General features: G+C 59.5%; 16 protein-coding genes. 7 read left to right on the top strand and 9 right to left on the bottom strand.

Annotation, left to right across the window (positions count from 1 at the left end):
- Nucleotides 1-43: 43 nt before the first annotated feature.
- Nucleotides 44-328, top strand: coding sequence for a YcgL domain-containing protein (locus M2366_RS00375; RefSeq protein WP_259268681.1), 285 nt, complete (start codon nt 44-46; stop codon nt 326-328).
- 543 nt (nt 329-871) lie between these two features.
- On the opposite strand, the gene M2366_RS00370 is transcribed toward M2366_RS00375, so the two are convergent.
- The 5 genes from M2366_RS00370 to pabB all read right to left on the bottom strand — a co-directional run bounded on the left by M2366_RS00370 (nt 872) and on the right by pabB (nt 7,428).
- On the bottom strand, nt 872-2,242 hold the full coding sequence (locus M2366_RS00370; RefSeq protein WP_042044442.1) for an L-serine ammonia-lyase: 1,371 nt from the start codon (nt 2,240-2,242) through the stop codon (nt 872-874).
- 292 nt (nt 2,243-2,534) lie between these two features.
- The gene (locus tag M2366_RS00365; RefSeq protein ID WP_259268680.1) at nt 2,535-3,917 is read right to left on the bottom strand and encodes an L-serine ammonia-lyase; all 1,383 of its coding nucleotides are present in this window, start codon (nt 3,915-3,917) and stop codon (nt 2,535-2,537) included.
- 140 nt (nt 3,918-4,057) lie between these two features.
- Nucleotides 4,058-5,356: an HAAAP family serine/threonine permease gene (locus M2366_RS00360; RefSeq protein WP_042044440.1), complete on the bottom strand. Its 1,299-nt coding sequence runs from the start codon at nt 5,354-5,356 to the stop codon at nt 4,058-4,060.
- A gap of 216 nt (nt 5,357-5,572) precedes the next feature.
- A complete protein-coding gene (locus tag M2366_RS00355) occupies nt 5,573-6,142 on the bottom strand; it encodes a CoA pyrophosphatase (RefSeq protein ID WP_259236624.1) in 570 nt (189 codons plus the stop codon).
- Nucleotides 6,139-7,428, bottom strand: a complete 1,290-nt coding sequence (gene pabB / locus M2366_RS00350; protein ID WP_259269096.1) for an aminodeoxychorismate synthase component I — start codon at nt 7,426-7,428, stop codon at nt 6,139-6,141. The genes M2366_RS00355 and pabB overlap by 4 nt, the downstream gene beginning before the upstream one ends.
- Nucleotides 7,429-7,715: 287 nt before the next feature.
- Between pabB and M2366_RS00345 the strand changes: the two genes are divergently transcribed.
- On the top strand, nt 7,716-9,242 hold the full coding sequence (locus M2366_RS00345; protein WP_042044445.1) for a fumarate hydratase: 1,527 nt from the start codon (nt 7,716-7,718) through the stop codon (nt 9,240-9,242).
- A gap of 352 nt (nt 9,243-9,594) precedes the next feature.
- Here M2366_RS00345 and M2366_RS00340 read toward each other — a convergent pair whose 3' ends face one another.
- Entirely contained in the window at nt 9,595-10,074 is a 480-nt protein-coding gene (locus tag M2366_RS00340) for a cell division inhibitor (RefSeq protein WP_224432792.1), read from the bottom strand.
- 229 nt (nt 10,075-10,303) lie between these two features.
- On the opposite strand from M2366_RS00340, the gene M2366_RS00335 reads away from it, so the two are divergent.
- Both M2366_RS00335 and M2366_RS00330 read left to right on the top strand, forming a co-directional pair.
- Nucleotides 10,304-10,504 carry a DUF4250 domain-containing protein gene (locus M2366_RS00335; RefSeq protein ID WP_042044437.1) on the top strand — a complete coding sequence of 67 codons (201 nt, stop codon included), beginning with the start codon at nt 10,304-10,306 and terminating at the stop codon, nt 10,502-10,504.
- 425 nt (nt 10,505-10,929) lie between these two features.
- Nucleotides 10,930-13,404, top strand: coding sequence for a glycogen/starch/alpha-glucan phosphorylase (locus M2366_RS00330; RefSeq protein ID WP_259236623.1), 2,475 nt, complete (start codon nt 10,930-10,932; stop codon nt 13,402-13,404).
- A gap of 66 nt (nt 13,405-13,470) precedes the next feature.
- Here M2366_RS00330 and M2366_RS00325 read toward each other — a convergent pair whose 3' ends face one another.
- From M2366_RS00325 to trxC, 3 genes are all read right to left on the bottom strand, one after another.
- A complete protein-coding gene (locus tag M2366_RS00325) occupies nt 13,471-14,025 on the bottom strand; it encodes a cytochrome b/b6 domain-containing protein (RefSeq protein ID WP_259269095.1) in 555 nt (184 codons plus the stop codon).
- Between the two features lie 295 nt (nt 14,026-14,320).
- The gene (locus M2366_RS00320) at nt 14,321-15,706 is read right to left on the bottom strand and encodes a DASS family sodium-coupled anion symporter (RefSeq protein WP_042044435.1); all 1,386 of its coding nucleotides are present in this window, start codon (nt 15,704-15,706) and stop codon (nt 14,321-14,323) included.
- 154 nt (nt 15,707-15,860) lie between these two features.
- Nucleotides 15,861-16,298 carry a thioredoxin TrxC gene (trxC, locus tag M2366_RS00315; RefSeq protein WP_042044434.1) on the bottom strand — a complete coding sequence of 146 codons (438 nt, stop codon included), beginning with the start codon at nt 16,296-16,298 and terminating at the stop codon, nt 15,861-15,863.
- A gap of 133 nt (nt 16,299-16,431) precedes the next feature.
- Between trxC and M2366_RS00310 the strand changes: the two genes are divergently transcribed.
- The 3 genes from M2366_RS00310 (at nt 16,432) to M2366_RS00300 (ending at nt 23,007) form a co-directional block, all read left to right on the top strand.
- Nucleotides 16,432-19,215: a response regulator gene (locus tag M2366_RS00310; RefSeq protein WP_259268679.1), complete on the top strand. Its 2,784-nt coding sequence runs from the start codon at nt 16,432-16,434 to the stop codon at nt 19,213-19,215.
- 221 nt (nt 19,216-19,436) lie between these two features.
- Nucleotides 19,437-21,173 (top strand): ABC transporter transmembrane domain-containing protein, encoded by a 1,737-nt coding sequence (locus tag M2366_RS00305; protein WP_259268678.1) that lies wholly within the window; start codon nt 19,437-19,439, stop codon nt 21,171-21,173.
- Between the two features lie 82 nt (nt 21,174-21,255).
- The gene (locus M2366_RS00300) at nt 21,256-23,007 is read left to right on the top strand and encodes an ABC transporter transmembrane domain-containing protein (RefSeq protein ID WP_259268677.1); all 1,752 of its coding nucleotides are present in this window, start codon (nt 21,256-21,258) and stop codon (nt 23,005-23,007) included.
- The last annotated feature ends 3 nt before the right edge of the window (nt 23,008-23,010 follow it).

Here is a 23,010-nt window from a genome sequence, read left to right as displayed (position 1 = left end):
CCCACTTCCGAGGCAATAAACTCAATGGATTATATCAATTTCCATGTTGTGTGCAGTCTATAAAAGTCGCAAAAAAGCAGACACCTATCTCTTTGTTGAAAAAAGGGATGATTTTTCCCGGGTTCCGGCCCCCCTGATGCAGACCTTCGGCACGCCGCAACTGGTGCTGATGACCAAGCTCGCCCCAGGCAAGCCCCTTGGCATGGCCAGCGTGAGTCGGGTGATGGAGGCGCTGAAGCTGCAAGGCTTCTACCTGCAGGTCCCCCCGCCGGTGGAGAATTTGCTCGAGCAGCACAAGCTGGCGCAAACGCCCCCACAGACCTCCTGATATTGCCGGACGCAACCTGTCGTTTGGCACTGTTGCGTCCTTGCGCGGGATGTTTTAATCCCGCATATCACCATTCGCCTTGTTTATTAGGCTCAGATCTACCCTGGCATTATTGCTGGCGGCCCCTGAGGGCGGCCGATAATGTCTGCGCGAGTGGAGGATGATAAAGTCTTTCGCCTTCGAATGAGCCTTGAAAATAATATTTTCAAACAGCGACCAACTTGTATAAATATACAGTTGTTTTCCCCCACCATTATTTTCATCGTCTCCCTTCTTCGTCTGAGTGTTCTCCTTTGACTCATTTGTGGGCAACGCCACCTCTTTTGGGGCAGGCTTGCCGTGAGCCGGAGGCCAGGCGAGTGGCCAAGATCTGAGGGGAGGGGCGGCAGCGAGGGCCGATCAATGCCAGTGGGGGGATGGCGGCAAGGGGACTGGGGATCCCGTGGTGAGGCGGTGATGGGGGCCGCCTGCCTCTTGGCGTGGCACATGACAGGCAGCAAAAAGGCGGGATGTATCCCGCCTTTTTCATGATGTGCGAAGCACTTATTCGCAGGCGACTTGCATCACCTTGATGGCCAGACCGCCACGGGAGGTTTCCCGGTACTTGGAGTCCATGTCCTTGCCGGTGATGTACATGGTCTCGATCACCTTGTCCAGGGAGACCCGCGGCTTGGAGGTGCGACGCAGGGCCATGCGCGAGGAGTTGATCGCCTTCATGGAGGCGATGGCGTTGCGCTCGATGCAGGGTACCTGCACCTGGCCACCGACCGGATCGCAGGTCAGCCCCAGGTTGTGTTCCATGCCGATCTCGGCCGCTTCACACACCTGTTCCGGGCTGCCACCCATCAGTTCGGTCAGACCTGCGGCGGCCATGGAGCAGGAGACACCCACTTCGCCCTGGCAGCCGACTTCGGCGCCGGAGATGGAGGCGTTCATCTTGTAGAGCATGCCCACCGCAGCGGCGGCCAGATAGAAACGGGTGTATTCGTCGCGGCCAACCGGCTGGATGAACTTGTCGTAATAGGCCAGCACGGCGGGGATGATGCCGGCGGCGCCATTGGTGGGGGCAGTGACCACACGACCACCGGCGGCGTTCTCCTCACTCACTGCCAGGGCAAACATGTTGACCCAGTCGATGATGCTCATGGGATCGCTCGACAGGCTCTCGTTGGTGGTGAGCTGACGATAGAGGGGCGCGGCGCGGCGCGGTACCCGCAGGGGGCCGGCCAGTATCCCTTCGGTACGGCAGCCGCGCTCTATGCCTTCACGCATGGTGGTCCAGATCTTGCCAAGTTTCTTGTAGATCTCTTCCGGGGTGTTGAAGCACTTCTCGTTTTCCATCATCAGGGCGGAGATGGAGAGGCCGGTCTGGCTGCTGTGGGCGAGAAGTTCGGCGGCGCTCTTGAACGGATAGCTGACGGGCATGTCACCGCTGTCGGCCTTGCCGAAATTCTCTTCATCGACGATGAAGCCGCCACCGATGGAGTAGTAAGTCTTGCTGTAGAGCGCGGTGTCTTCGATGAAGGCAGTCAGCTTCATGCCGTTCTCATGCAGAGGCAGTGCCTCATCATGGAACACCATGGCTTCGCGGGGGAAGCTGACGGTATGGCAGTGCAGGCCGATCGGCAGGCGGCCGGTCTGCTCGACCCGGGAGATGAACTCGGGGATGCCGTCGATATCGACATTCTCTGGCAGGTTGCCGGCCAGACCCATGATGATAGCGGTATCGGTATGGTGACCCTTGCCGGTCCAGGAGAGGGAACCATAAACGTCAACCTGGATCCGGGTGATGTCGCGGATCTTGCCGCCAGCACGCAATTCATCCACAAACTGCTTGGCCGCTTTCATCGGGCCAACAGTGTGGGAGGAGGAGGGGCCAACACCGATTTTGAAAATATCAAAAACGCTGATCATCTAATAGTTACCTCTGGGTAGAAGCCGACGTGTTGCCAGCTTGCAAAAAGGGGGTGATCCATGGCGCTTGCGTCGTGACATCGCCCTAAGGTCCTGGACCTGATAGCGGCAGTGTAACGCGACTAGCCTTAAAAAAAGTTGAAATAGATCTATTTTTGTTGAATCAAAGGCCGCGAGTATAAAATTTATTTTGATGCTTATCCATTTTGTTAAACGCTTAGCAAACGTTTTGCAAAAAAATACCCGGCCAGGCCGGGTATCGCAGGATAAATGGGGCTCGAATGGCCTTTTGTTAACACTCGGTGATGTTCACCGCCAGGCCACCCCGGGCCGTCTCCTTGTACTTGGTCTTCATGTCGTTGCCGGTTTCCCACATGGTCTTGATCACCTTGTCGAGGGATACCTTGTGCTCACCTGTGCCACGCAGGGCGAGGCGGGCGGCGTTGATCGCCTTGACCGCACCCATGGCGTTGCGCTCAATGCAGGGCACCTGTACCAGGCCACCGACCGGATCGCAGGTCAGGCCCAGATTGTGCTCCATACCTATCTCGGCGGCGTTCTCGACGATGGCCGGGCTGCCGCCGAGCAGTTCGGCCAGGGCACCTGCCGCCATGGAGCAGGCGACCCCGACTTCACCCTGACAACCCACCTCGGCACCGGACAAGGAGGCGTTCTTCTTATAGAGGATGCCGATGGCGGCGGCGGTGAGGAAGTAGCGCACCAGCAGATCGTCATCCACGGTGCGCACGAAGCGATCGTAATAGTGCAGCACGGCGGGAATGATGCCGGCCGCGCCATTGGTGGGGGCCGTCACCACTCGTCCCCCCGCGGCATTCTCTTCGTTGACGGCCAGGGCAAAGAGATCGACCCACTCCATCACCATCAGCGGATCTTTATTGAAGTTGGTCTCGGCGCTGAGCTGACGAAGCAGCGCCGGGGCGCGTCTGCGCACCTTGAGTCCGCCGGGCAGCACCCCCTCCTGCTGGCAACCCCGCGTCACGCAGCCTTTCATCGCCTGCCAGATCTTGCGCAGGCCAGCGATGATCTCCTGTTCGCTGCGAAACACCTTCTCGTTGGCCAGCATGATCCCGGACACCGAGAGGCCGCTCTCCTGGCAGTGGGCCAGCAGCTGGGCGCCGCTGTCGAACGGGTAGGGAATGGGGTGATCCGCCTCGAATTTGGCCGCCTCTTCGCGGGCGTTGGCGAAGTGGCTCTCTTCGATGATGAAGCCGCCACCGATGGAGTAGTAAGTCTGGGACAGCAACAGCTCCTGACCGTCATAGGCGCGCAGGGTCATGCCGTTGGAGTGGGCGGGCAGGGTCTTGCGGCGGTTGAAGATGATGGCGCCATTGCGGGGGAAAGCGCTTGGCTGCTCGCCGGCCAGCATAAGGGTCTGACTCTGCTCGACCCCGGTCAGGAAGGCGGGGATCCCTTCGATGTCGACACTGTCCGGTTCAAAGCCTGCCAGTCCCAAAATGATGGCCTTGCCGGTGCCATGGCCTTTGCCGGTCTGGCCGAGGGAGCCGTAGCATTCTGTCTCGACCCTGCCGGTGCGAGCCAGCAGCTTAGCTGCCTTGAGCTGGGTCACGAAGGCATGGGCGGCCCGCATGGGACCAACGGTGTGGGAGGATGAGGGGCCTATTCCGATGGAAAACAGGTCGAAGACACTGATCATGACATCACTCCGATTATGGGTTTTGTCTAAACATTGTAAATTTTTTGTAGTCGATGGGAAGAGGGGGAGCTGAGGGATGTGATGGCCGCATGAAAAAGGGCTGCCGAGGCAGCCCTTTTGATCCCGTTATCCGCGTCGGCTTAGCCGAACAGCTGATAGAGGATGGCGGAGATGGCGATGAGGCCCATGGCGGTCACGAACAGGTTGCTGATCTGACCCTGATACTTGGCCATGGCAGGGACGCGCTTGATGGCGTACATCGGCATGATGAACAGTATGGTGGCGATGATGGGGCCACCCAGGGATTCAATCATGCCCAGGATAGAGGGGTTGACCACGGCAACGACCCAGAGGGTGATGATGAAGAAGCCGATGATGATCATGTCGATCAGCTTGTGGTTTGCCTCTTTACCTGAGCTGCGCAGCTGCTGGACGATCAGCCCTTTGAGACCTTCACGGGCACCCAGATAGTGACCGAAGAAGGAGGAGACGATGGCCACGAACGCCACCAGAGGACCGAAGTAGGAGATGATCGGGCTCTCGTGCTGGTTGGCCAGGTAGGAGAGAACGGCGATGTTCTGGGCCTTGGCTTCAGCCAGCTGGGCCGGGCTCAGGCTCATGACGCAGGAGAAGACGAAGAACATCACGAAGCCCAGCAGCAGCATGGCGGTGCGCTTCAAGATGGCATCGGACTTGGCCACGGCATTGTCGCCGTGCTCGCGACGTTGCGCCAGGGCGAAGCTGGAGATGGCCGGGCTGTGGTTGAAGGAGAACACCAGTACCGGGATGGTCAGCCACAGGGTGGTGGCGAAATCCTTGCCGGAGGGAACCTGGGAGAGAGCGGCACCGCTCCACTCGGGGATCAGGTAAAGGGAGATGCCCGCCAGTATGGCGATCAGGGGATAGACCAGGAACTGGGTCACCTTGAGCATCAGCTTCTCACCGGCCAGCATCACGGACATCATGCCCATGATCAGCACGATGGAGAGGATCCAGCGCGGGGGCGGCGTCATCTGCAACTGGTTGACGATGAAGCTGTCGACCGTGTTGGTGATGCCCACACCGTAGATGAGGACGATGGGGTAGATGGCAAAGAAGTAGAGCAAGGTGATGAGCTTGCCGGCGCCGACGCCGAAATGCTCTTCCACGACTTCAGTGATATCCGCGTTCGGCTTCTTGGAAGAGAGCACGAAACGGGCCAGACCACGGTGGGCCAGATAGGTCATGGGACCGACCAGCAGCGCCATGCAGACCAGCGGCCAGAAGCCACCCATACCCGCATTGATTGGCAAGAACAGGATGCCGGCACCGACGGCGGTACCAAACAGGCTGATGACCCAGGTGGTATCCTGTTTTCCCCAACTACGAGATTGAACGGAGCTTGTTCCTTGCTCCTTGGCGACCGCAGCGTCCTGTGCGTGAGAGACGGTATTTGACATGTGTCTGACCCCAGATGTGTAGTTTTTATTAATCCGGCGCAAGGATACTGGCTTTGCAGGTAAAAATGTTGATCAAATTCACTTTTCCATCGTCGAAACCCGTACTTTTTTATGGAAACGTGATCAAAAGAAGATAATTTCAATTTTTGTTTATCATTTGCGGTGTTATTTGAATGTTAAATCCCGCATTTGCTTCGACATTGTGTAACGAAAAGGTTATCGCGCTATCTGGGCGATGAGTTGCCTGATCATGCTGGCGGTGGCTCCCCAGATGTATCTGTGCTGCCAGGGGATCCAGTGGAGCTCATAGTGCTGGCCACGGCGTTGTACCGGCATGCTGACATAGTTGCCCAGGTCTTGCAGATGGGCGAGGGGGACCTCGAAGGCGGCGGTGACCTCATCGGCATTGAGTTGCAACCGGTAGTCGGCGTCGAGCAGGCCAACCACGGGCAGCACCTCGAAGCGCGATACCGTAGGCAGCCTGGGCAGATGGCCGAGCAGCTGGATCTGATCGGCGGCGATGCCTATCTCTTCCCGGGTCTCCCGCAGCGCCGTCTGGTAGAGAGTGTCATCGCCGGGGTCCTGGCGTCCGCCGGGAAAACTGATCTCCCCGGCGTGGTGGCGAAGGTGTCGGCTGCGTTCGGTGAGCAAGAGGTGCAGGCCATCGGCCCGCTCGACCAGGGGCATCAACACCGCCGCCGGACTCAGTGCCGGGGCAGGGGCGCGCAGGGGGGCGAGCGGCAGGCGTTGCAGCAGGAAGCGGGTCAGCAGCTCGGCGTGGGTCATGACGATGATTGCTCGAGCAAAGGCAGGATCCGCGCCAATTTATCAAAGGTCTCCTGGTATTCGCTGTCGACCTCGGAGTCGGCGATGATGCCGCCCCCCGCCCAGCAGTAAAGGTGCCCTTCGGTGGCGAGCAGGGTACGAATGCAGATGCTGGTGTCCATGCGGCCATGCTGGCTCAGATAGCCAATGCTGCCGCAGTAGCCGTTGCGTCTGTGGGGTTCGAGCTCCTCGATGATCCCCATGGCGCGGATCTTGGGGGCCCCCGTGATGGAGCCGCCAGGGAAGCAGGCACGCAGCAGATCCACCCCTTGCCAGGGGCTATCCAGCTCCCCATGGATGGTTGACACCAGGTGATGTACCGCCGGGAAGGATTCGACGGCAAATAGCTGTGGCACGCAGACGGTGCCCGGTTGACTGACCCGGCCTATGTCGTTGCGCAGCAGATCGACGATCATCAGATTCTCGGATCTGTCCTTCTCGGCGCTCGCCAGTTTCCGGGCGCTGGCGGCATCGGCCAGGGGATCGGATTGGCGGGGGCGGGTGCCCTTGATGGGCTTGGTCTCTATATGACGGCCATCGAGCAGCAAGAAACGCTCGGGGGAGAGGCTCAGTACGGCGCTACCCGGCAGGCGCAGGAAGGCGGAGAAGGGGGCGGCATTGGCGGCGCGCAGCCGCAGGTAGGCGAGCCACTCGTCACCCTGATAGGGGGCCTTGAAGCGCTGGGTGAGATTGATCTGGTAGCAATCCCCCGCGGCCAGGTAATCCTGAATGCGGGCGAATTTGGCGCCATATTCACTGCGACTCATATTGCTCTGCCAGGGGCCACGCAGCTGAAAGGCTGAGGGCTCAGGCGCTCGTTGCGCATGCCACCAGGCGAGACGGCGGGCCAGCCCGGCGGCATCCCCCCAATGTACCAGCTGCCACTGCTGATGGGCCTTGTCATGAATGAGGGCCCAATCATAGATGCCGACCGCCATGTCGGGGATGGTCAAATCGGCCTCGGCCTGCACGGGCAGCCGCTCGAAATGTCGACCCAGATCGTAACCAAACAGCCCCAGGGCGCCACCGATAAAGGGGAGGCTGCAACCAGAGGGCTCGCACTCCCCGAGCAGCGCTTCTTGGGTGCGGGCCAGCAGGCTGAGCGGGTCTCCCGTCAAGGTCTGTGAGGCGCCATCTTGCCACCGCTGAGTCAGCGCGTCCCGGGTCGTCAGGGTCGCCCGGGGATTGGCGGTGATGATGTCGAAGCGGTTGTCCGGGCCCATGGCACCCATGGACTCGAGCAGCATGGCCCAGGGCTGATGTTGCAGCCGGGCAAACAGGGTTGCCCCGTCAGTTGTGTCAGGGAGGGGGTGAATGTGCAGTGCTGGTTTCATTTTTTGTTACACAGGCAACAGTTTGCGCGCTGGTCCCTAGCCGGTATGGGGGGCTAAGCGTATCATAGTGGCCGCGAATGTTAGAACAGACACGCCGCGCCTCGACAGGGGAAGGGAGTTGAATCTCTCTCCCTGGCGCGGCCAATATGGAAGCCCTTGCTTTGCTGCCGTTCGTGAAGACAAGGACCAGTGAGGATGATATGAGCATCATAAAAAAACAGGATTTTATCGATTCCGTCGAAGGCGCCCTGCAGTACATCTCCTACTACCACCCCCTCGATTTTGTCAACGCCATGAAAGAGGCCTATGACAAGGAAGCCAACCCGGCGGCCAAAGATGCCCTGGCCCAGATCCTGATCAACTCCCGCATGGCCGCCGAGGGACGCCGTCCGCTCTGCCAGGATACGGGTATCGTTACCTGCTTCGTCAAAATCGGCATGCAGGTGCAGTGGGAGTCGGATCTCACGGTGCAACAGATGGTGGACGAAGGGGTGCGCCGCGCTTACACCAATCCCGATAACCCGCTGCGGGCCAGCATAGTGGCCGACCCGGCCGGTAGCCGCAAGAACACCAAAGACAACACCCCGGCCGTGGTGCACATCGACATGGTGCCAGGGGACAAGGTTGAGGTGAGCGTCGCGGCCAAGGGCGGTGGCTCAGAGAACAAATCCAAGATGGCGATGCTCAACCCCTCGGACGATATCGTCGAGTGGGTGCTGAAAACCGTGCCCACCATGGGCGCGGGCTGGTGCCCGCCTGGCATGTTGGGCATTGGCATTGGCGGCACCGCAGAGAAGGCAGCGGTGCTGGCCAAAGAGTCGCTGATGGAGCACATCGACATTCAGGAACTCAAGGCGCGCGGTGCCCAGACCACGGAAGAGAAGCTGCGTCTCGAGCTCCATGACAAGGTCAACAAGCTCGGTATCGGGGCCCAGGGGCTGGGCGGCCTCACCACAGTACTGGATGTGAAGATAAAGTCTGCGCCGACCCATGCGGCCTCCAAACCCGTGGTGATGATCCCCAACTGCGCCGCTACCCGCCATGTTCACTTCGAACTTGACGGCTCAGGCCCTGCCGAACTGGCCGCCCCCTCGCTGGCCGACTGGCCCGAGATCACCTGGGAAGTGGGTGACAATGTGCGCCGGGTCAATGTGGATACGGTGACGCGCGATGAGATAGCGACCTGGCAGAGCGGCGAAACCGTGCTGCTCTCTGGCAAGATCCTGACCGGACGGGACGCCGCCCACAAGCGCATCGCCGACATGTTGAAAAATGGCGAAGGTCTGCCAGAGGGGGTCGACTTCACCAACCGCTTCATCTATTACGTCGGCCCGGTGGATGCGGTACGAGACGAAGTGGTCGGCCCGGCCGGCCCCACCACCTCGACCCGGATGGACAAGTTCACCGAGATGATGCTCGGCGACACGGGGCTCATCGGCATGATAGGCAAATCGGAGCGTGGCCCGGCAACGGTCGAGAGCATCCGTCAGCACAAAGCGGTTTATCTGATGGCCGTCGGTGGCGCCGCCTATCTGGTGGCCAAGGCCATCAAGAAGGCGCGGGTCGTCGCCTTTGCCGACCTTGGCATGGAAGCCATCTATGAGTTCGAGGTGGAGAATATGCCGGTCACCGTGGCCGTGGACTCCAGTGGCAATAATGTCCACGAGACAGGTCCGGCCATCTGGTCAGCCAAGATTGCCGAGCTCGACGGCAAGCTCTCTTCCTGAGTCATCAAAAGCGCCAACCCAGATCCAGACATGATCTGGCACGGCGTCAGCTCACACGGCGGCCCCAGGGCCGCCGTGTTGTTTTGGCAAGATGCTCCCGGGACTCCTCCCCATCACCCATCTGTTGCTCCTCTCTCCCTGAGAATGAAACATCGGCCCCTGACCGGGCTGACGAGGCGTTATACCGCCAAGCCTCCCCAACCCCATCGAAACGATCGTCAACCGATGCGCCACAGAGCGATGGCTGCCACATGGGTGGCCTGCACGCTGCACTCTGAAATCGGCCAAGCCGTCATGAACCTCAATCGCTAGCACTGATGGCCTCTATACGGTTGTCTCACCGCGAGGGGGGTCAGTGGTTGAGGTAGATATCTTGCCCTGCATAGTGCACGGCCTTGTCGGTGGCGGCCTGAGCATGGAAGTAGTGGGTCAGCACCCCATGGTGCTGGCTCAAGTGATGGAGGCGGCCGGTGTCCAGACTGATGGTCTCTGGCAGCCAGGTCAGTACGGCGGCGCAGCGACTCTGGCTGAGGGCTTGTTCCAGGGTGCGCTGCCAGTTCTTGATCTTGTGGCCATGGACGACCAGCACATGGGCTGGATTGATGCCATTGGCTTGCAGTTGGGCCGCAATGGGCAGACCCGGGGGGGCGATCAGCAGGATCCAGCCTTTTGCCGCCTGGCTCGCCTGGCTCAGGGCACCCAGCAGTTGCGAGCCACTGAATTCGGCCCCCGCGGCGGGGGAACTTGGCCGGCGACTCAGATAGCGGGTCGGCCAGGGTTGGGTCAGTCCGGCGATAAGGGGGGCAAGAGGGCGGCTCATTGGCTGGTTCATCTGCGTTTCCTGTATGAATTACCATGCTGTATGCGTATACAGTAGTTGTATCTCCTCCATCAGACAAGCCGTTTATGCTCAAAAATGTGACATTGGTTGCATGCCATGCTCATATCTTATTGATATATACGATTTAAATTTTTATTCAGGGCGTGTGCCTTGTGTGAGAAATGGACAACCCTGCGATAAGGGACCATGGTTATACAGGGTTTAACAGAGGAGCCGTACCATGGATGCCAGTACTTTGCAGCGCCTGGATGCCAATATCTTGCTGGGCATCGTCAATGAGAAGCTAAGGCTCGAATGCGACAATCTCGACGAGCTGCTTGCTTACTACGACATGAGCGAGGATCAGCTTGCCACCCGTCTGCAGCAAATTGGTTATCAATATGACGGGGTCAGCAACCAGTTTAAATCCAGGCTTTTGTGAGTCCGATTTAAGCTCGGTCAACTCGCCAGGATAAAACAGCCGCCTATCTGGCGGCTGTTTTACAATCGGTGACGGGATCATTGAGGAAGGTTGAATTGAAAACGATTTCAAGGTGTTAACTATTTTCAGATATTTTCAAGCTATTTGAAATCCATGCAAGCGCTGAAAACCTATTCATAATTTTTATTTTGAATTTAATTCATAACAGCATGAATTATAAGTATTTTGTTGTTGTTTTCGAAAGGGGTGCAGGAAAGGGTTTTCATGGTAAAACTGTCATTTATATACGTTAAACTGTGACTTGCGTTAACTTTTCTGGCAACGTCATTAGCTAGTATGCCCACGCCGGAACATATTCTCAGATAACAATAACCCCGGTCCCTGGCGGGCAATCAAATTATTTAAGTAACGAAGGAAACAGCGTTATGGCTACCAAGAAGAAGACAGAGCTGGATCTGCAACTGAACAAGGATCAGCTCAAGGCGAGCATAGTGCGCCATCTGCGCGCTACGCTGGGCACTAGCGAACAGAAAGCCTCACCTCAAGCCTGGTGGAAGGCGACCGCCGCCGCCGTCAATGAACAGGTGTACGAACGGCTGACCCGCACCCAGCAGACTCATTTCAACAAAGATACCCGAGCGATCCACTACTTCTCGGCCGAATTCCTGATGGGGCGACTGACCTCCAACAACCTGCATAACCTCTCCCTCTACAGTATCTGTGAAGAGGCGTTGCGCGAGCTGGGCCTGGAGCTGACCGATCTGTGCGAGCAGGAGCCTGACATGGCCCTCGGCAACGGTGGTCTGGGTCGGCTCGCCGCCTGCTTCATCGATTCACTCGCCACCCTGAACTACCCGGCGGTAGGTTATGGTCTGCATTATGAGCACGGCCTGTTTCGTCAGGAGATCCAGGATGGTCGCCAAATTGAGCGCCCGGACTCCTGGCGTGAATATGGCAACCCCTGGGAGATCTGCCGTCCCGAGTCGGTGCAGGAGATCCCCCTGTATGGCTACGTCGAGACGGTCTTTGGCGACAACGGTGGCCTGAAGAAGGTGTGGCATGCCGGTCGCAAGATCAAAGGGGTGCCTTGGGATATCCCCGTGGTCGGTTTTGGCGGTCACACCGTCAACATATTGCGGTTGTGGGAGTCCCGCGCCTCCGAGTTCTTCGATTGGGATGTGTTCAACGCCGGGGGCTATGTCGACTCCCAGGCGGAGAAGGCCCAGGCCGAGACCATCTCCAAGGTGCTCTACCCGAACGACGAGACAGATGCAGGCAAAGAGCTGCGCCTGATCCAGCAGTACTTCTTCTGTGCCTGCTCCATCAAGGACATCATGCGCCGCTACAAGCGGGTGCATGGCAGCGACTTCACCAACTTTGCCGCCCAGATTGCCATCCAGCTCAACGATACCCACCCGACAGTGGCTATCCCCGAACTGATGCGGGTACTGGTGGACGAAGAGGATCTGCATTGGGATGCGGCCTGGGCCATCTGCTACCAGGTCTTCTCCTACACCAACCACACCCTGCTGCCAGAGGCCCTGGAGAAGTGGAGCGTCAGCCTGTTCGAGAAGGTGTTGCCCCGTCATCTCGAGATAGTCTACGAGATCAATGCCCGCTTCCTTGGGGATCTGGTCGAGGTCAAGTGGCCGGGGGATGATGCCATCAAGGCCAAGCTCTCCATCATCGAAGAGGGGGAGGTACGCAAGGTGCGCATGGGCAACCTGTGCGTGATCGGCTCCTCCAAGGTGAATGGCGTGGCCGAGATCCACTCCAAGCTGGTGAAAGAAGATCTCTTCCCCGAATTTGCCGCGCTCTGGCCCGACAAGATGTGCAACGTCACCAACGGGGTCACCCCCCGTCGCTGGTTGCTGGCCTGCAACCCCGAGCTCGCCGCCCTCTATGACGAGGTGGTGGGCAAGGAGTGGCCGCTGCAGCTGGACAAGCTGCGCGGCGTGGTCAAGTTTGCCGACGACAAGGCGTTCCAGCAGCAGTTCATGACCATCAAGCGTCATAACAAGGAGAAGCTGGTCAAGGTGATCAAGGCCGAGACCGGGATCGAGGTGGATGCCAATGCCATCTTCGATATCCAGATCAAGCGCCTGCATGAGTACAAGCGTCAGCAGTTGAACCTCATCCACATCATGGCCCTCTATCGTCGCCTGCTGGCCAACCCCGACTATGACATGCACCCGAGGGTGTTCATCTTCGGCTCCAAGGCCGCGCCCGGCTACAAGCTGGCCAAAGACATCATCTATGCCATCAACAAGCTGGCGGAGCGGGTCAATAACGATACCCGCATCCAGGGCAAGCTGAAGGTGGTGTTCATGCCGAACTACCGGGTCAGCCTGGCGGAGAAGATGATCCCGGCCGCCGACGTCTCCGAGCAGATCTCTACCGCTGGCTACGAGGCGTCGGGCACCGGCAACATGAAGCTGGCATTGAACGGTGCCATCACCATCGGCACCCTGGATGGCGCCAACATAGAGATAGTGGAGGAGGCGGGGGCCGAGCATTGCGCCATCTTCGGTCTGAACGTGGATGAGGTGAAGGCGTTGAAGGCGCGGGGTTACAACCCCTATGACTTCTACTATGCCAACTCCGAGCTCAAGGCCGTGCTGGACTGGTTCGATACCGACTACTTCACGCCGGGCAAGCCGGGGGAGCTCTCCTCCATCAAGCGCTCCTTGCTGGAAGGGGGGGATCCTTACCTGACCCTGGCCGATTTTGCCGCCTACTCGGACGCGCACAAGCTGATCGATACCTGGTATCGGGATCCGGCGCTGTGGGCCAAGAAGGCGATCATCAACTCGGCCACCATGGGCAAGTTCAACTCCGACCGCTCCATCCAGGATTATGTGGATCGGATCTGGAACCTGAGTGCCTGCAAGATCGGCTAATCCCCATCAGATCTGAAGAACCCCGCATTGCGGGGTTTTTTTATGCCATTGGCCAGGCAGCGTGCTTCAACGCTTGTCGGCAATCTCGGTCTCTGTCGGCACGCGCTTCTTGCCGGTGACCATTGCCCTGATGAGATCGCCCCGGGTCAGGCGATCGAGGACGATGACCGCCAGCACATGGATGAAGATGGCAATCTGCAGCGCCTTGGCAAAGAACTCGTGCAGCTCCTCCATGAGCTCCTCATTAAACAGCTGCTCGTACTCCGTCATGATCCCGGTGACGGCGGTTCCCACCAGGCAGCCCAACAGCAGCAGTACCATCAAGGCACCGAGCGGATTGTGGCCGAGATAATAGGGGTGTTTCCCCTGCAAGGTAGCCTGCAGGTAACGGGTGATGCGGGCCGGGGTGGGAAACCATTGGGCAAATCGAGCGTAGTCAGCGCCGACAAGGCCCCACAGGATGCGCAGCAGCAACAAGCCAGCCAATGCGTACCCGACATAGCGATGATTGCGCTCTCCCTCCTCCAGAATGAACAGGTTGAGCAGGCAGAGCAGGACGGTGGCCCAATGGAAACCTCTGATCAGGGGATCCCATACCGCGATCTCATTGCTGCTTCCCATCGTGTTCGCCATGACATTCTCCTCTCGTTGTGATGCATCCAGATCCCTGGCGTGCCGCTGTCCGCATCATGAAGGCGCTTTCTTAAGGTCGCATTAAGGTCGATGGGGGACGGGTAGAAAGGAGGTAGCCAGGGATCCGTCATCGGGGCTGGCGCGGCCATGACGTGGCAAGGGGAGCAATCGACTGGGTCGGGGATGCCATAAGCAAAGCCCCGACGATGCGGGGCTTTGCTGTTCGTTCAAGGGTTCAGGGACGCTACCCGCCCCGCCAGTACTGGCAGGCTCATGAGGCTGATCAGTGCAGTATGTCACCCATGAAGTACGCCAGCATGGTCAGAATGACGGTGAACACCAGGTTCAGCACCAGGCCGGCCCGCATCATCTCCCGCTGCTGGATATGGCCGCTGGCGAAGACGATGGCATTGGGCGGGGTGGCGACCGGCAGCATGAAGGCGCAGGAGGCTCCGACGGCAATCAGTACCGACATGACGATGGGGGAGACACCGAGCGCCTCGGCCACACCGGCGAAGAGGGGCACCAGCAGGGCGGCGGTGGCGGTGTTGGAGACCAGCTCGGTCAGGAAGATCACGAAGGTGGCCAGACAGAGCAGGATGATGAAGATAGGCATGGTGGCGAGGGCGCTGGACAGGTGCTCGGCCAGGAAGGCGTTGGCACCGGTTTGCTTGAGGATCGCACTCAGGGTCAGGCCACCACCGAACAACAGCAGCACACCCCAGTCGGTGTTCTGGTTGATGTCGTCCCAGCTGGCGACCCGGCTGACGGCGATGGCCAGGATGGCGCCCATGGCGATCAGGGTATCAAATTGGGGAATGCCCCCCAGCGCCTTGGCGATGGGTTGCGATCCTATCCACAGCAGCACGGTGGCCAGGAAGATGAACAGGGTGGTCTTGCGCTGGCCAGTCCACTCGATGGTGACCTTCTCGGCACTGACCTGGTGGGCGAGGTTGGGGCGCACCACCAGATAGAGCAGACCAATGCCTACCGGCATGAAGATCAGCACCACGGGGATGCCGAACTTGAGCCAGTCGGTGAAGCCGAGGCCCATCTGGGCGGCGGCGATGGCATTGGGGGGGCTGCCGACCAGGGTGCCTATTCCGCCGATGCTGGCGCTGTAGGCCACCCCCAGCAGGACGAAGACCAGGGTACGGCGCTCTTTCTGGATATCGATGCCCTTGAGCATGCCGAGGGCGAGCGGCATCATCATGGCGGCGGTGGCGGTGTTGCTGATCCACATGGAGAGGGCGGCCGTGATGGTGAACAGCACGAGGGCGCCCCAGCCGAGGTGGCCCTTGGCAAGTTGCATCACCTTGGCGGCTATCTGGGTATCGAGCCCCTGCTTGGACAAGGCGGCGGCCAGTGCGAAACCGCCGAAGAAGAGGAACAGGACAGGGTTGGCAAAGTCGGTCAACGACTTGCTCATGTCGAACACCCCGAGCAGGGTGGCGAGTACCGGAATGGCGATCGCGGTGATGGTGATGTTGACCGCTTCGGTCAGCCAGAGGATGGCGATGAAGATCAGGATGCCGATCCCCTTGTTGACCATGGGTTCAAACGGGAGCCAGGCGAGCATGGCACAGAGCAGCAGGACGTCCAGGATGACAATCCCGGCCTTGATGTCCAGCCAGCGTGATGGGGCGGAAGGGGCGGCAGAGGTTTGCATGTTATGCTCTCGGTTAATTTATGGTTGTTGTTGTGTTGCCGAGGTTACGACTGTTGGGGCGTTTCAAACAGGGGGAGATCCCCAAATTTTGGAGGGGCTCACAGAGCTGTTCGCATCCCCCACAAAAATGAAACATAACTGAAACAAGGGTGTATCAATCTGTGGTGGTTTTCTCGGCAAGCCACTGCTTGAACACCATCTTGGGGAGCGAGCCTGATTGCCTGGCGATCAGCGCACCCCGATGAAACAGCAGCAGGGTGGGAATAGTGCGAATGCCATAACGGGCAGCTATCTGGGGTTGCTGCTCGGTATCGAGTTTGACGAAGCGTATGTTGGGTTCGAGTTCGCGGGCCACCTCGGCAAAGACGGGGGCGAACTGCTGGCAGGGGCCACACCAGCTGGCCCAGCAATCGACCACGACGGGCAGATCGGACTGGATCAACAGATCGAAGTGGCTGCTGTCCCCCTCGACGGGGGTACGAGCAAACAGGGGCTGTTGGCAGCGGCCACATTTGGCATCGTTCTGCAATTTTGTGCTAGGCAGCCGATTGCGGGTCAGGCACTGGCTACAATAGGTGGTAATAGTTGTCATTGGGCGCTCCTCCTAGTCGTTATGTGTTGATTTAGCACATCCATTTCACTTTCAGGGCTCGCTGGCGCTAACATGGCAGCGCCTCGATATCCTCTGCCTGCGGGAGCACGTCATACATGAGAGTGAAAACGGGATGAATAGTAACACAAGGTCCAACCGCCTGATCTTATGTGTGGTCATCGCCACCCTGCTGCTGTTTAGCGGCTACTGCTGGCGCCTGCTTATCCAGCAGCAACGGGCTTTCGACTTGAGTGTGGCCGCCGAGATGATCCTCAATCGGGTCAATACCGACACCGTTTATCTGTTGGGGCACGAGCAAGCCAATGATGAACAGGTACAACAACGCCTCGAACAACTCTCGGTCAATCTGGACAGGTTTGTGCGCAAAGTGCAGCAGGATCCAGATTCTGCTGGCAACTCCTATGCCCAGGCGCTGCTTCAAAATGTCGAGCGCTATCTACGCGACTTGACCCGCCTCTCCTCCATGGAGATGGGGCTGTCGTATATAGAAAGGCCCTTCCAGCAGCAGTTGCAGACAGTGCTGAGGGAGGCCGATGCCAGTCTGCAGTTGGCCTTGCATAGCCTGGCGCAACAGGTTCATTACCTGAAACGCAACTGGGATCCAGCCGATCAAAAAGCCATCAACCAATTGCTGCAGCAGTTGGAGACGCACAGCGACAAGGTGCCGTCCCTGCGCAGTCTGATCTCGCTCACTCAGGATGTGACCGAGCAAGTTGCCGCCTACCATGAGCTGCGCAATCAGGTGATCGACATGCACGAGCTCGAGGGGCTGGTCGACTGGAAGCAGAACAAGATCCGGCAAGCATCTGAGCTCAAGAGCCGCTTCTTCCTGCTGGTGTTGGCCGGTGCCCTGATAAGTTTTGCCCTGGTGGCCCTGACCCTGTGGCGACGCAATCAGCGGTTGAGCGAACTCTCCCGGGAGACCGGACTGCTGGCCCAGGCCAAGAGTGATTTTCTGGCCAACATGAGCCACGAGATCCGCACCCCCATGAATGCCATCATCGGCTTCAGCACCCTGGCGCTGCAGACCCCCCTCAGCCAGCAACAGCGGGATTACCTTGGCAAAATAAAGTCCTCCTCAGACACCTTGCTGCTGCTCATCAACGACATTCTCGATTTGACCAAGGTGGAATCTGGCAAGCTGAGCCTGGAGGAGATCGATTTTGACCTGGCCGAGCAGATTGATTCCCTGGCTGGCATGTTCGCCGACCTGGCGGAGCGCAAGCAGGTCGAGGTGATCATCAACAAATCGGTGGCGGTGCCCGATTTTCTGCGTGGCGATCCCCTGCGCCTGGGGCAGGTATTGGTCAACCTGGTCAACAACGCCATCAAATTCACCGAACGCGGCGAGGTGGAGGTTGCCATTACCCTTGCCAGTGTCGATCCCATGCGGGTGCGTTTTAGCGTGCGTGATACCGGCATCGGCATCGCCGAGGAGAAGCAGGTTCAGCTATTCCAGCCCTTTACCCAGCTGGAGGCGGGCAATACCCGTAAATATGGGGGCTCGGGTCTTGGCCTCAATATCTCCCAGCGGCTGGTGGAGCTGATGGGCGGCAAGATCACGGTGCAGAGCAAGCCGGGGGCCGGCTCTTTGTTCCAGTTCGAGATCCCGATGCACAAGGCGCTCTATGGGGTTTCGGGGCGGCGGGTCTTCTTCGAGCAAGAGCCGCTCGTTCTGGTGATGGATGACAACGAGCTGGTGCTTGAGCTCATCAGCGGCATACTGGGGCGCTCCGGGGCCAGAGTGATACAGGCCAACAGCGTCTCGCGGGCCCGGATGGTGCTGCGTGAAGAGGGCAATAACCTGCAACTGGCCATCTTTGACTGGCGAATGGGCCAGGAAGATGGCCTGGACCTGGCGCTGGAGATGAGTCAGCACAGTCAGTGGCGACTCATCCCCATTCTGATGACCAGCGCCTGGGCCAAGGAGGGGCTACAGGTACGGATGGAGAGCATAGGCCTCAACCATTTCCTCGCCAAACCCATGACGGAGAACGCCTTGCTCGCCAAGGTGGATGAACTGCTCAATGGCAGCTCCTTCGACAGGCGGATGCGCCAGGCGGAGGTCCAGGGGGATCAGCAGAATTTCCATGACTTGCTCAAGGGCACCCGGGTGCTGTTGGCGGAAGACAACAGGGTCAATCAGCAGCTCATCCTCGAGTACCTCAAGCGGGTCGATGTGCAGGTGACCGTGGTCAGCAACGGGCGCGAGGCGGTGGAGCGAGTCGCCGAGCAGCCGTTCGATGTCATCCTGATGGATTTGCAAATGCCGGTGCTCGATGGGCTGGATGCGACTCGCCAGATCCGCAAGATGGTCGACAAGCACGATGTGCCCATCATCGCCCTCACCGCCAGTGCCATGCCCGGCGACCGGGAGCGTTGCCTGGGGGTTGGCATGAATGGCTATGTCACCAAACCGGTCAGCAAGCTGGATCTCTACAACAATCTGATCCAGTGGCTCAAGCAGGTACCGAGTGGTCAGGCTGTGGTGGTCAAGCCCCCCGAAACCATGGATTTACTGGATTTGCCCGATGCGCTGCATCGACTCGATCAGGACAGGGAGGCCCTGCAGATCCTGTTCAAATTGTTCATGTCGGAGCATAAAGATGACCTGTGGGAGATCCGCTCAGCCCTGCGCCGGCCAGCACCCAAGGTAGCGCTGGGGCTGTTGCACACCCTCAAGGGGGTATCGGCCAATATCTCTGCCAGGCGACTCAATCTGATCGCCGCCGAGCTCGAATGGCGGCTGCATCAGGAGGAGGAGCTCAGTGAACAGGACCTGGATCGCTTGCAACATATCTTCAGCCAGACCCGGGATAGGGTATCTCACTACTTGATGACGGGGGATGGCAAGGAGATGCTCGCCCATGGCGAGGGGCGATTACCACGCTTCTAACCCGGCTGGACAGCCATGCAACGAGGGGCCTGATGGCCCCTCGTTGCTGACTGCTCCCCGCGCCGGCGTTGAGCAGGCGGGGCTCATCAAATGGCAATTATTCTCACGGCCGCCACTTCGCGCTATCATGTTGGCGCTGTGACCATGCCCGTTTGGGCATCATCTTCGCCCGCCATGCGGGCCCTTGCCTGTGGCACCGCCTTCATCATCAAGGATCCTGTGTGAGCGTATTTCTTCGTCTGGGTTGGTTTTTCAAGGAGCAGTGGCGACGTTATCTGATCGCCATCTCGCTGCTGGCCGTGGTGGCGCTGCTGACGGCGATCCCGCCCAAGATAGTGGGCTGGGTCGTCGATGGCATCGGCAGTGGTCAACTCAATCAACTCAAGCTGAACCAGTATCTGCTCGGGCTGCTTGGTCTTGGCGTCATCATCTATCTGCTGCGTTACGTCTGGCGGGTCATGCTGTTTGGCGCCTCTTACCGCCTCGCTTACGTGCTACGAAACCGGCTCTTCGTCCATTTCACCCGCATGAGCCCGGATTTCTACCAGCGCCATCGCACCGGGGATCTGATGGCCCACGCCACCAATGACATCCAGGCGGTGGAGATGACGGCGGGCGAGGGGGTGCTCACCCTGGTCGACTCCATCATGGTGGGGGCCCTGGTGCTTACCATCATGTGCAGCCAGTACTCCTGGCAGCTGACACTGCTTTCGTTATTGCCCCTGCCGGTGATGGCTTACTTCATGAACCGCTTTGGCAAGCAGATCTACAAGGCGTTCAAGTCGGCGCAGGGGGCCTTCTCCCGGCTCAACAACAAGACCCAGGAGGCACTCTCTGGAGTGCGGGTACTCAAGTCCTATGCGGTGGAGTCCCTCGAAGATGAAGGGTTTGCCGCCCTGACCCGGGAGGCGGGGGAGCGCAACATGGCGGTAGCGCGCATCGATGCCAAGTTCGATCCCGTCATCTATCTCTGCATCGGTTGCTCCTATTTCCTGGCGGTGGCTGGTGGCAGTGCCCTGGTGCTCAAAGGCGACATGACCCTGGGGGAACTGACCAGTTTTACCATGTATCTCGGTCAGCTCATTTGGCCCATGTTTGCCATTGCCTGGCTGTTCAACATCATAGAGCGGGGCAGCGCCGCCTACTCGCGTATCGAGCATCTGCTTGGGGAGCGGGGCGAGATCAACGAACCCGAGGTTCCCGTGCCCTTTACCGATGCCTTTCCGTTGCAGGCGCAGGCTCTGGGGTTTGCCTTGAAGGAGCGCACCTTGCTCGCCGATATCCAGTTCACCCTGACCGAGGGCGGCATGCTGGGTATCGTTGGCCGTACCGGCGCCGGCAAGAGCAGCCTGCTCAAGTTGTTGATGCGCCTTGCCAATCCGAGCTCAGGCACCATCAGCATGGGGGGAAGTCCCATCGATGGCTTATCGCTGGAGGTGCTGCGCAGCCAGTATGCCTATGTGCCGCAAGAGCCCTTCCTTTTTTCAACCACCATCGCCGCCAACATCGCCCTGGGCTGTCCCGAGGCGAGCCAACAGGAGATTGAGCGGGTGGCGCGCATCGCCTGCGTGCACGATGACATAGTGCGCTTTGCCAAGGGATATCAGACCGAGGTGGGCGAGAAGGGGATTACCCTCTCTGGCGGCCAGAAACAGCGGCTCGCCATCGCCCGCGCACTGCTGCTGGCGGCGCCGATCTTGGTGCTCGACGACGCGCTCTCCGCGGTGGATGCCCATACCGAGCAGCAGATATTGATGGCCCTGAAAGCGCACCGACGTACCCTGATCCTGGTCAGCCACCGGATGACGGCGGTGGAGCAGGCCAACGAGATTTTGGTGCTCGACAAGGGGCACATCAGCGAGCGAGGCAGCCATGCGGCCTTGATGGCCCATGATGGCTGGTATGCGGACATGGTGCGCTACCAGCGTCTGGAGCATGACTTGGAGGAGAGCCTGTGAACGCGATGATGAATGCCATGTACGCTGCCTATTCGCAGGTTTTGCGCTATCAGCCTCTGGGACAGGATGTGGAGGAGAGTCTGTGAATCCGACCATTAAGCGACTGCTGGGTTATTGTGCGCAATATCCGGCCTGGCTGACCCAGGCGGGCATCTGCCTGCTGCTCGCCACCGGGGCCGAAGTGGCAGGCCCGCTCATCATCAAGCTGTTTATCGATGATTACCTGGCGCCGCGCAATCTCGATTGGCCGATGATTGCCACCCTGGGGGCCAGCTATCTGGGGCTGCAACTGCTCTCTGCCGCCGGTTTCTATCTGCAATCCTTGCGCTTCAATCGCATCGCCCAAGGGGTGGTACAGCGCCTGCGCGAACAGGTATTTGCCACCGCCATCCGCCTGCCCGCCAGCTATTTTGATACGCATCGCTCGGGGTCGCTCATCTCGCGCATCACCAACGACACCGAGGCCATCATGAACCTCTATGTCCAGGTGATAGGCCTGCTGGTGCAGAAGCTGGTGCTGCTGTGCGGCATCCTCATCTCGATGGCGTTGCTGGACGTGCGGCTGATGCTGGTGTGTGCGGCGTTGCTGCCGGCCGTGGGGGCGGTGATGTGGCTCTACCAGCGGTTAAGTGTGCCCGTGGTGCGCGAGACCCGCAGCCTGCTGTCGGACATCAACAGCCGACTCAACGAATCCCTGCAGGGGATGCCCGTCATCCAGGCCATGGTGCAGGAGGTGCGCTTTGCCAACGCCTTTTCCGAGCTGAACCAGCGCCACTGGGCGGCGCGGCTCAAGAGCCTCAAGATCAACGGCATACTGCTGCGTCCTCTCATCGATCTCTTCTACATGATGGTGCTCATCGGTCTGCTGGCGCTTTTTGCCCATGAAGGGGCCAGTGTGGGGGGGGCCATTCAGGTGGGGGTGCTCTATGCCTTCATCAGCTATCTGGGGCGCATGATAGAGCCCCTCATCGAGATGACCAACCAGCTCAACCAGTTGCAGCAAGCCATGGTCGCGGGGGAGCGGGTGTTCGCCCTGCTCGATGAGGGGCGAGAGAGTACCGAGGGCGCGGTTGTTCCCCTGGCTGGCCGAGTGAGCTTCCAGGAGGTGGATTTCTCCTACGATGGCCAGCAGCCCGTGCTGCAGGGGGTGGGTTTCACCGTCTCCCCCGGCCAGATGCTGGCGCTGGTGGGCCACACCGGCAGCGGCAAATCCACCATCATCAGCCTGCTGATGGGGTTTTACCCCATAGGGCGCGGCGAGATCCGCTTTGATGACAGCCCCCTGGCCAGGCTGTCACTGGCGGCGGTGCGGCGCAGCATAGGTCTGGTGCAGCAAGACCCCTTCATCTTCGTCGGCACCCTGGCCGAGAACCTGCGTCTGGGCCGCGATGGCATTGATGAGGCGAGGCTCTGGCAGGCCCTGGGTGAGGTACAGCTGGCCGAGTTCGTGGCCCAATTGCCCGATGGAATAGAGACCCAGCTGGAAGAGGGGGGCAAGAACCTCTCCGCTGGTCAGCGTCAGCTGCTCTCCTTTGCCCGGGCCCTGGTGGGGGATCCCCGTATTCTCATCCTGGATGAGGCGACGGCGAGTGTGGACTCCCAGACCGAGCTGGCCCTCTCCAAGGCGCTGGCGGCGGCGCGTCGGGGGCGCACCACCATCGCGATTGCCCACCGGCTCTCCACCATAGTGGATGCCGACGAGATCCTGCTACTCACGCGCGGCCAGGTGAGTGAACGTGGCAGCCACCAGAGGCTGATGGCCCAGCAAGGCCACTATGCCCAGCTGTTCGAGATGCAGAGCCAGGGGGCCTGGCTCGAAGAGAAGCGGGCCTGAATC

Origin of the sequence: Aeromonas sp. BIGb0405 (assembly GCF_024807335.1) — a bacterium.
Lineage (GTDB): Bacteria > Pseudomonadota > Gammaproteobacteria > Enterobacterales > Aeromonadaceae > Aeromonas > Aeromonas rivuli.
The sequence above is the reverse complement of the archived record's forward strand: the minus strand, read 5'-3'. Positions and strand labels throughout refer to the sequence as shown.

What these genes read in the sequence shown, in the direction of transcription:
- M2366_RS00325 (WP_259269095.1), bottom strand. Translation starts at nt 14,025, where the DNA reads ATGGGAAGCAGCAATGAGATCGCGGTATGGGATCCCCTGATCAGAGGT.
- M2366_RS00375 (WP_259268681.1), top strand. Translation starts at nt 44, where the DNA reads ATGTTGTGTGCAGTCTATAAAAGTCGCAAAAAAGCAGACACCTATCTC.
- M2366_RS00335 (WP_042044437.1), top strand. Translation starts at nt 10,304, where the DNA reads ATGGATGCCAGTACTTTGCAGCGCCTGGATGCCAATATCTTGCTGGGC.
- M2366_RS00345 (WP_042044445.1), top strand. Translation starts at nt 7,716, where the DNA reads ATGAGCATCATAAAAAAACAGGATTTTATCGATTCCGTCGAAGGCGCC.
- M2366_RS00310 (WP_259268679.1), top strand. Translation starts at nt 16,432, where the DNA reads ATGAATAGTAACACAAGGTCCAACCGCCTGATCTTATGTGTGGTCATC.
- pabB (WP_259269096.1), bottom strand. Translation starts at nt 7,428, where the DNA reads ATGCTGCTCGAGTCCATGGGTGCCATGGGCCCGGACAACCGCTTCGAC.
- M2366_RS00320 (WP_042044435.1), bottom strand. Translation starts at nt 15,706, where the DNA reads ATGCAAACCTCTGCCGCCCCTTCCGCCCCATCACGCTGGCTGGACATC.
- trxC (WP_042044434.1), bottom strand. Translation starts at nt 16,298, where the DNA reads ATGACAACTATTACCACCTATTGTAGCCAGTGCCTGACCCGCAATCGG.
- M2366_RS00355 (WP_259236624.1), bottom strand. Translation starts at nt 6,142, where the DNA reads ATGACCCACGCCGAGCTGCTGACCCGCTTCCTGCTGCAACGCCTGCCG.
- M2366_RS00360 (WP_042044440.1), bottom strand. Translation starts at nt 5,356, where the DNA reads ATGTCAAATACCGTCTCTCACGCACAGGACGCTGCGGTCGCCAAGGAG.
- M2366_RS00365 (WP_259268680.1), bottom strand. Translation starts at nt 3,917, where the DNA reads ATGATCAGTGTCTTCGACCTGTTTTCCATCGGAATAGGCCCCTCATCC.
- M2366_RS00330 (WP_259236623.1), top strand. Translation starts at nt 10,930, where the DNA reads ATGGCTACCAAGAAGAAGACAGAGCTGGATCTGCAACTGAACAAGGAT.
- M2366_RS00370 (WP_042044442.1), bottom strand. Translation starts at nt 2,242, where the DNA reads ATGATCAGCGTTTTTGATATTTTCAAAATCGGTGTTGGCCCCTCCTCC.
- M2366_RS00340 (WP_224432792.1), bottom strand. Translation starts at nt 10,074, where the DNA reads ATGAACCAGCCAATGAGCCGCCCTCTTGCCCCCCTTATCGCCGGACTG.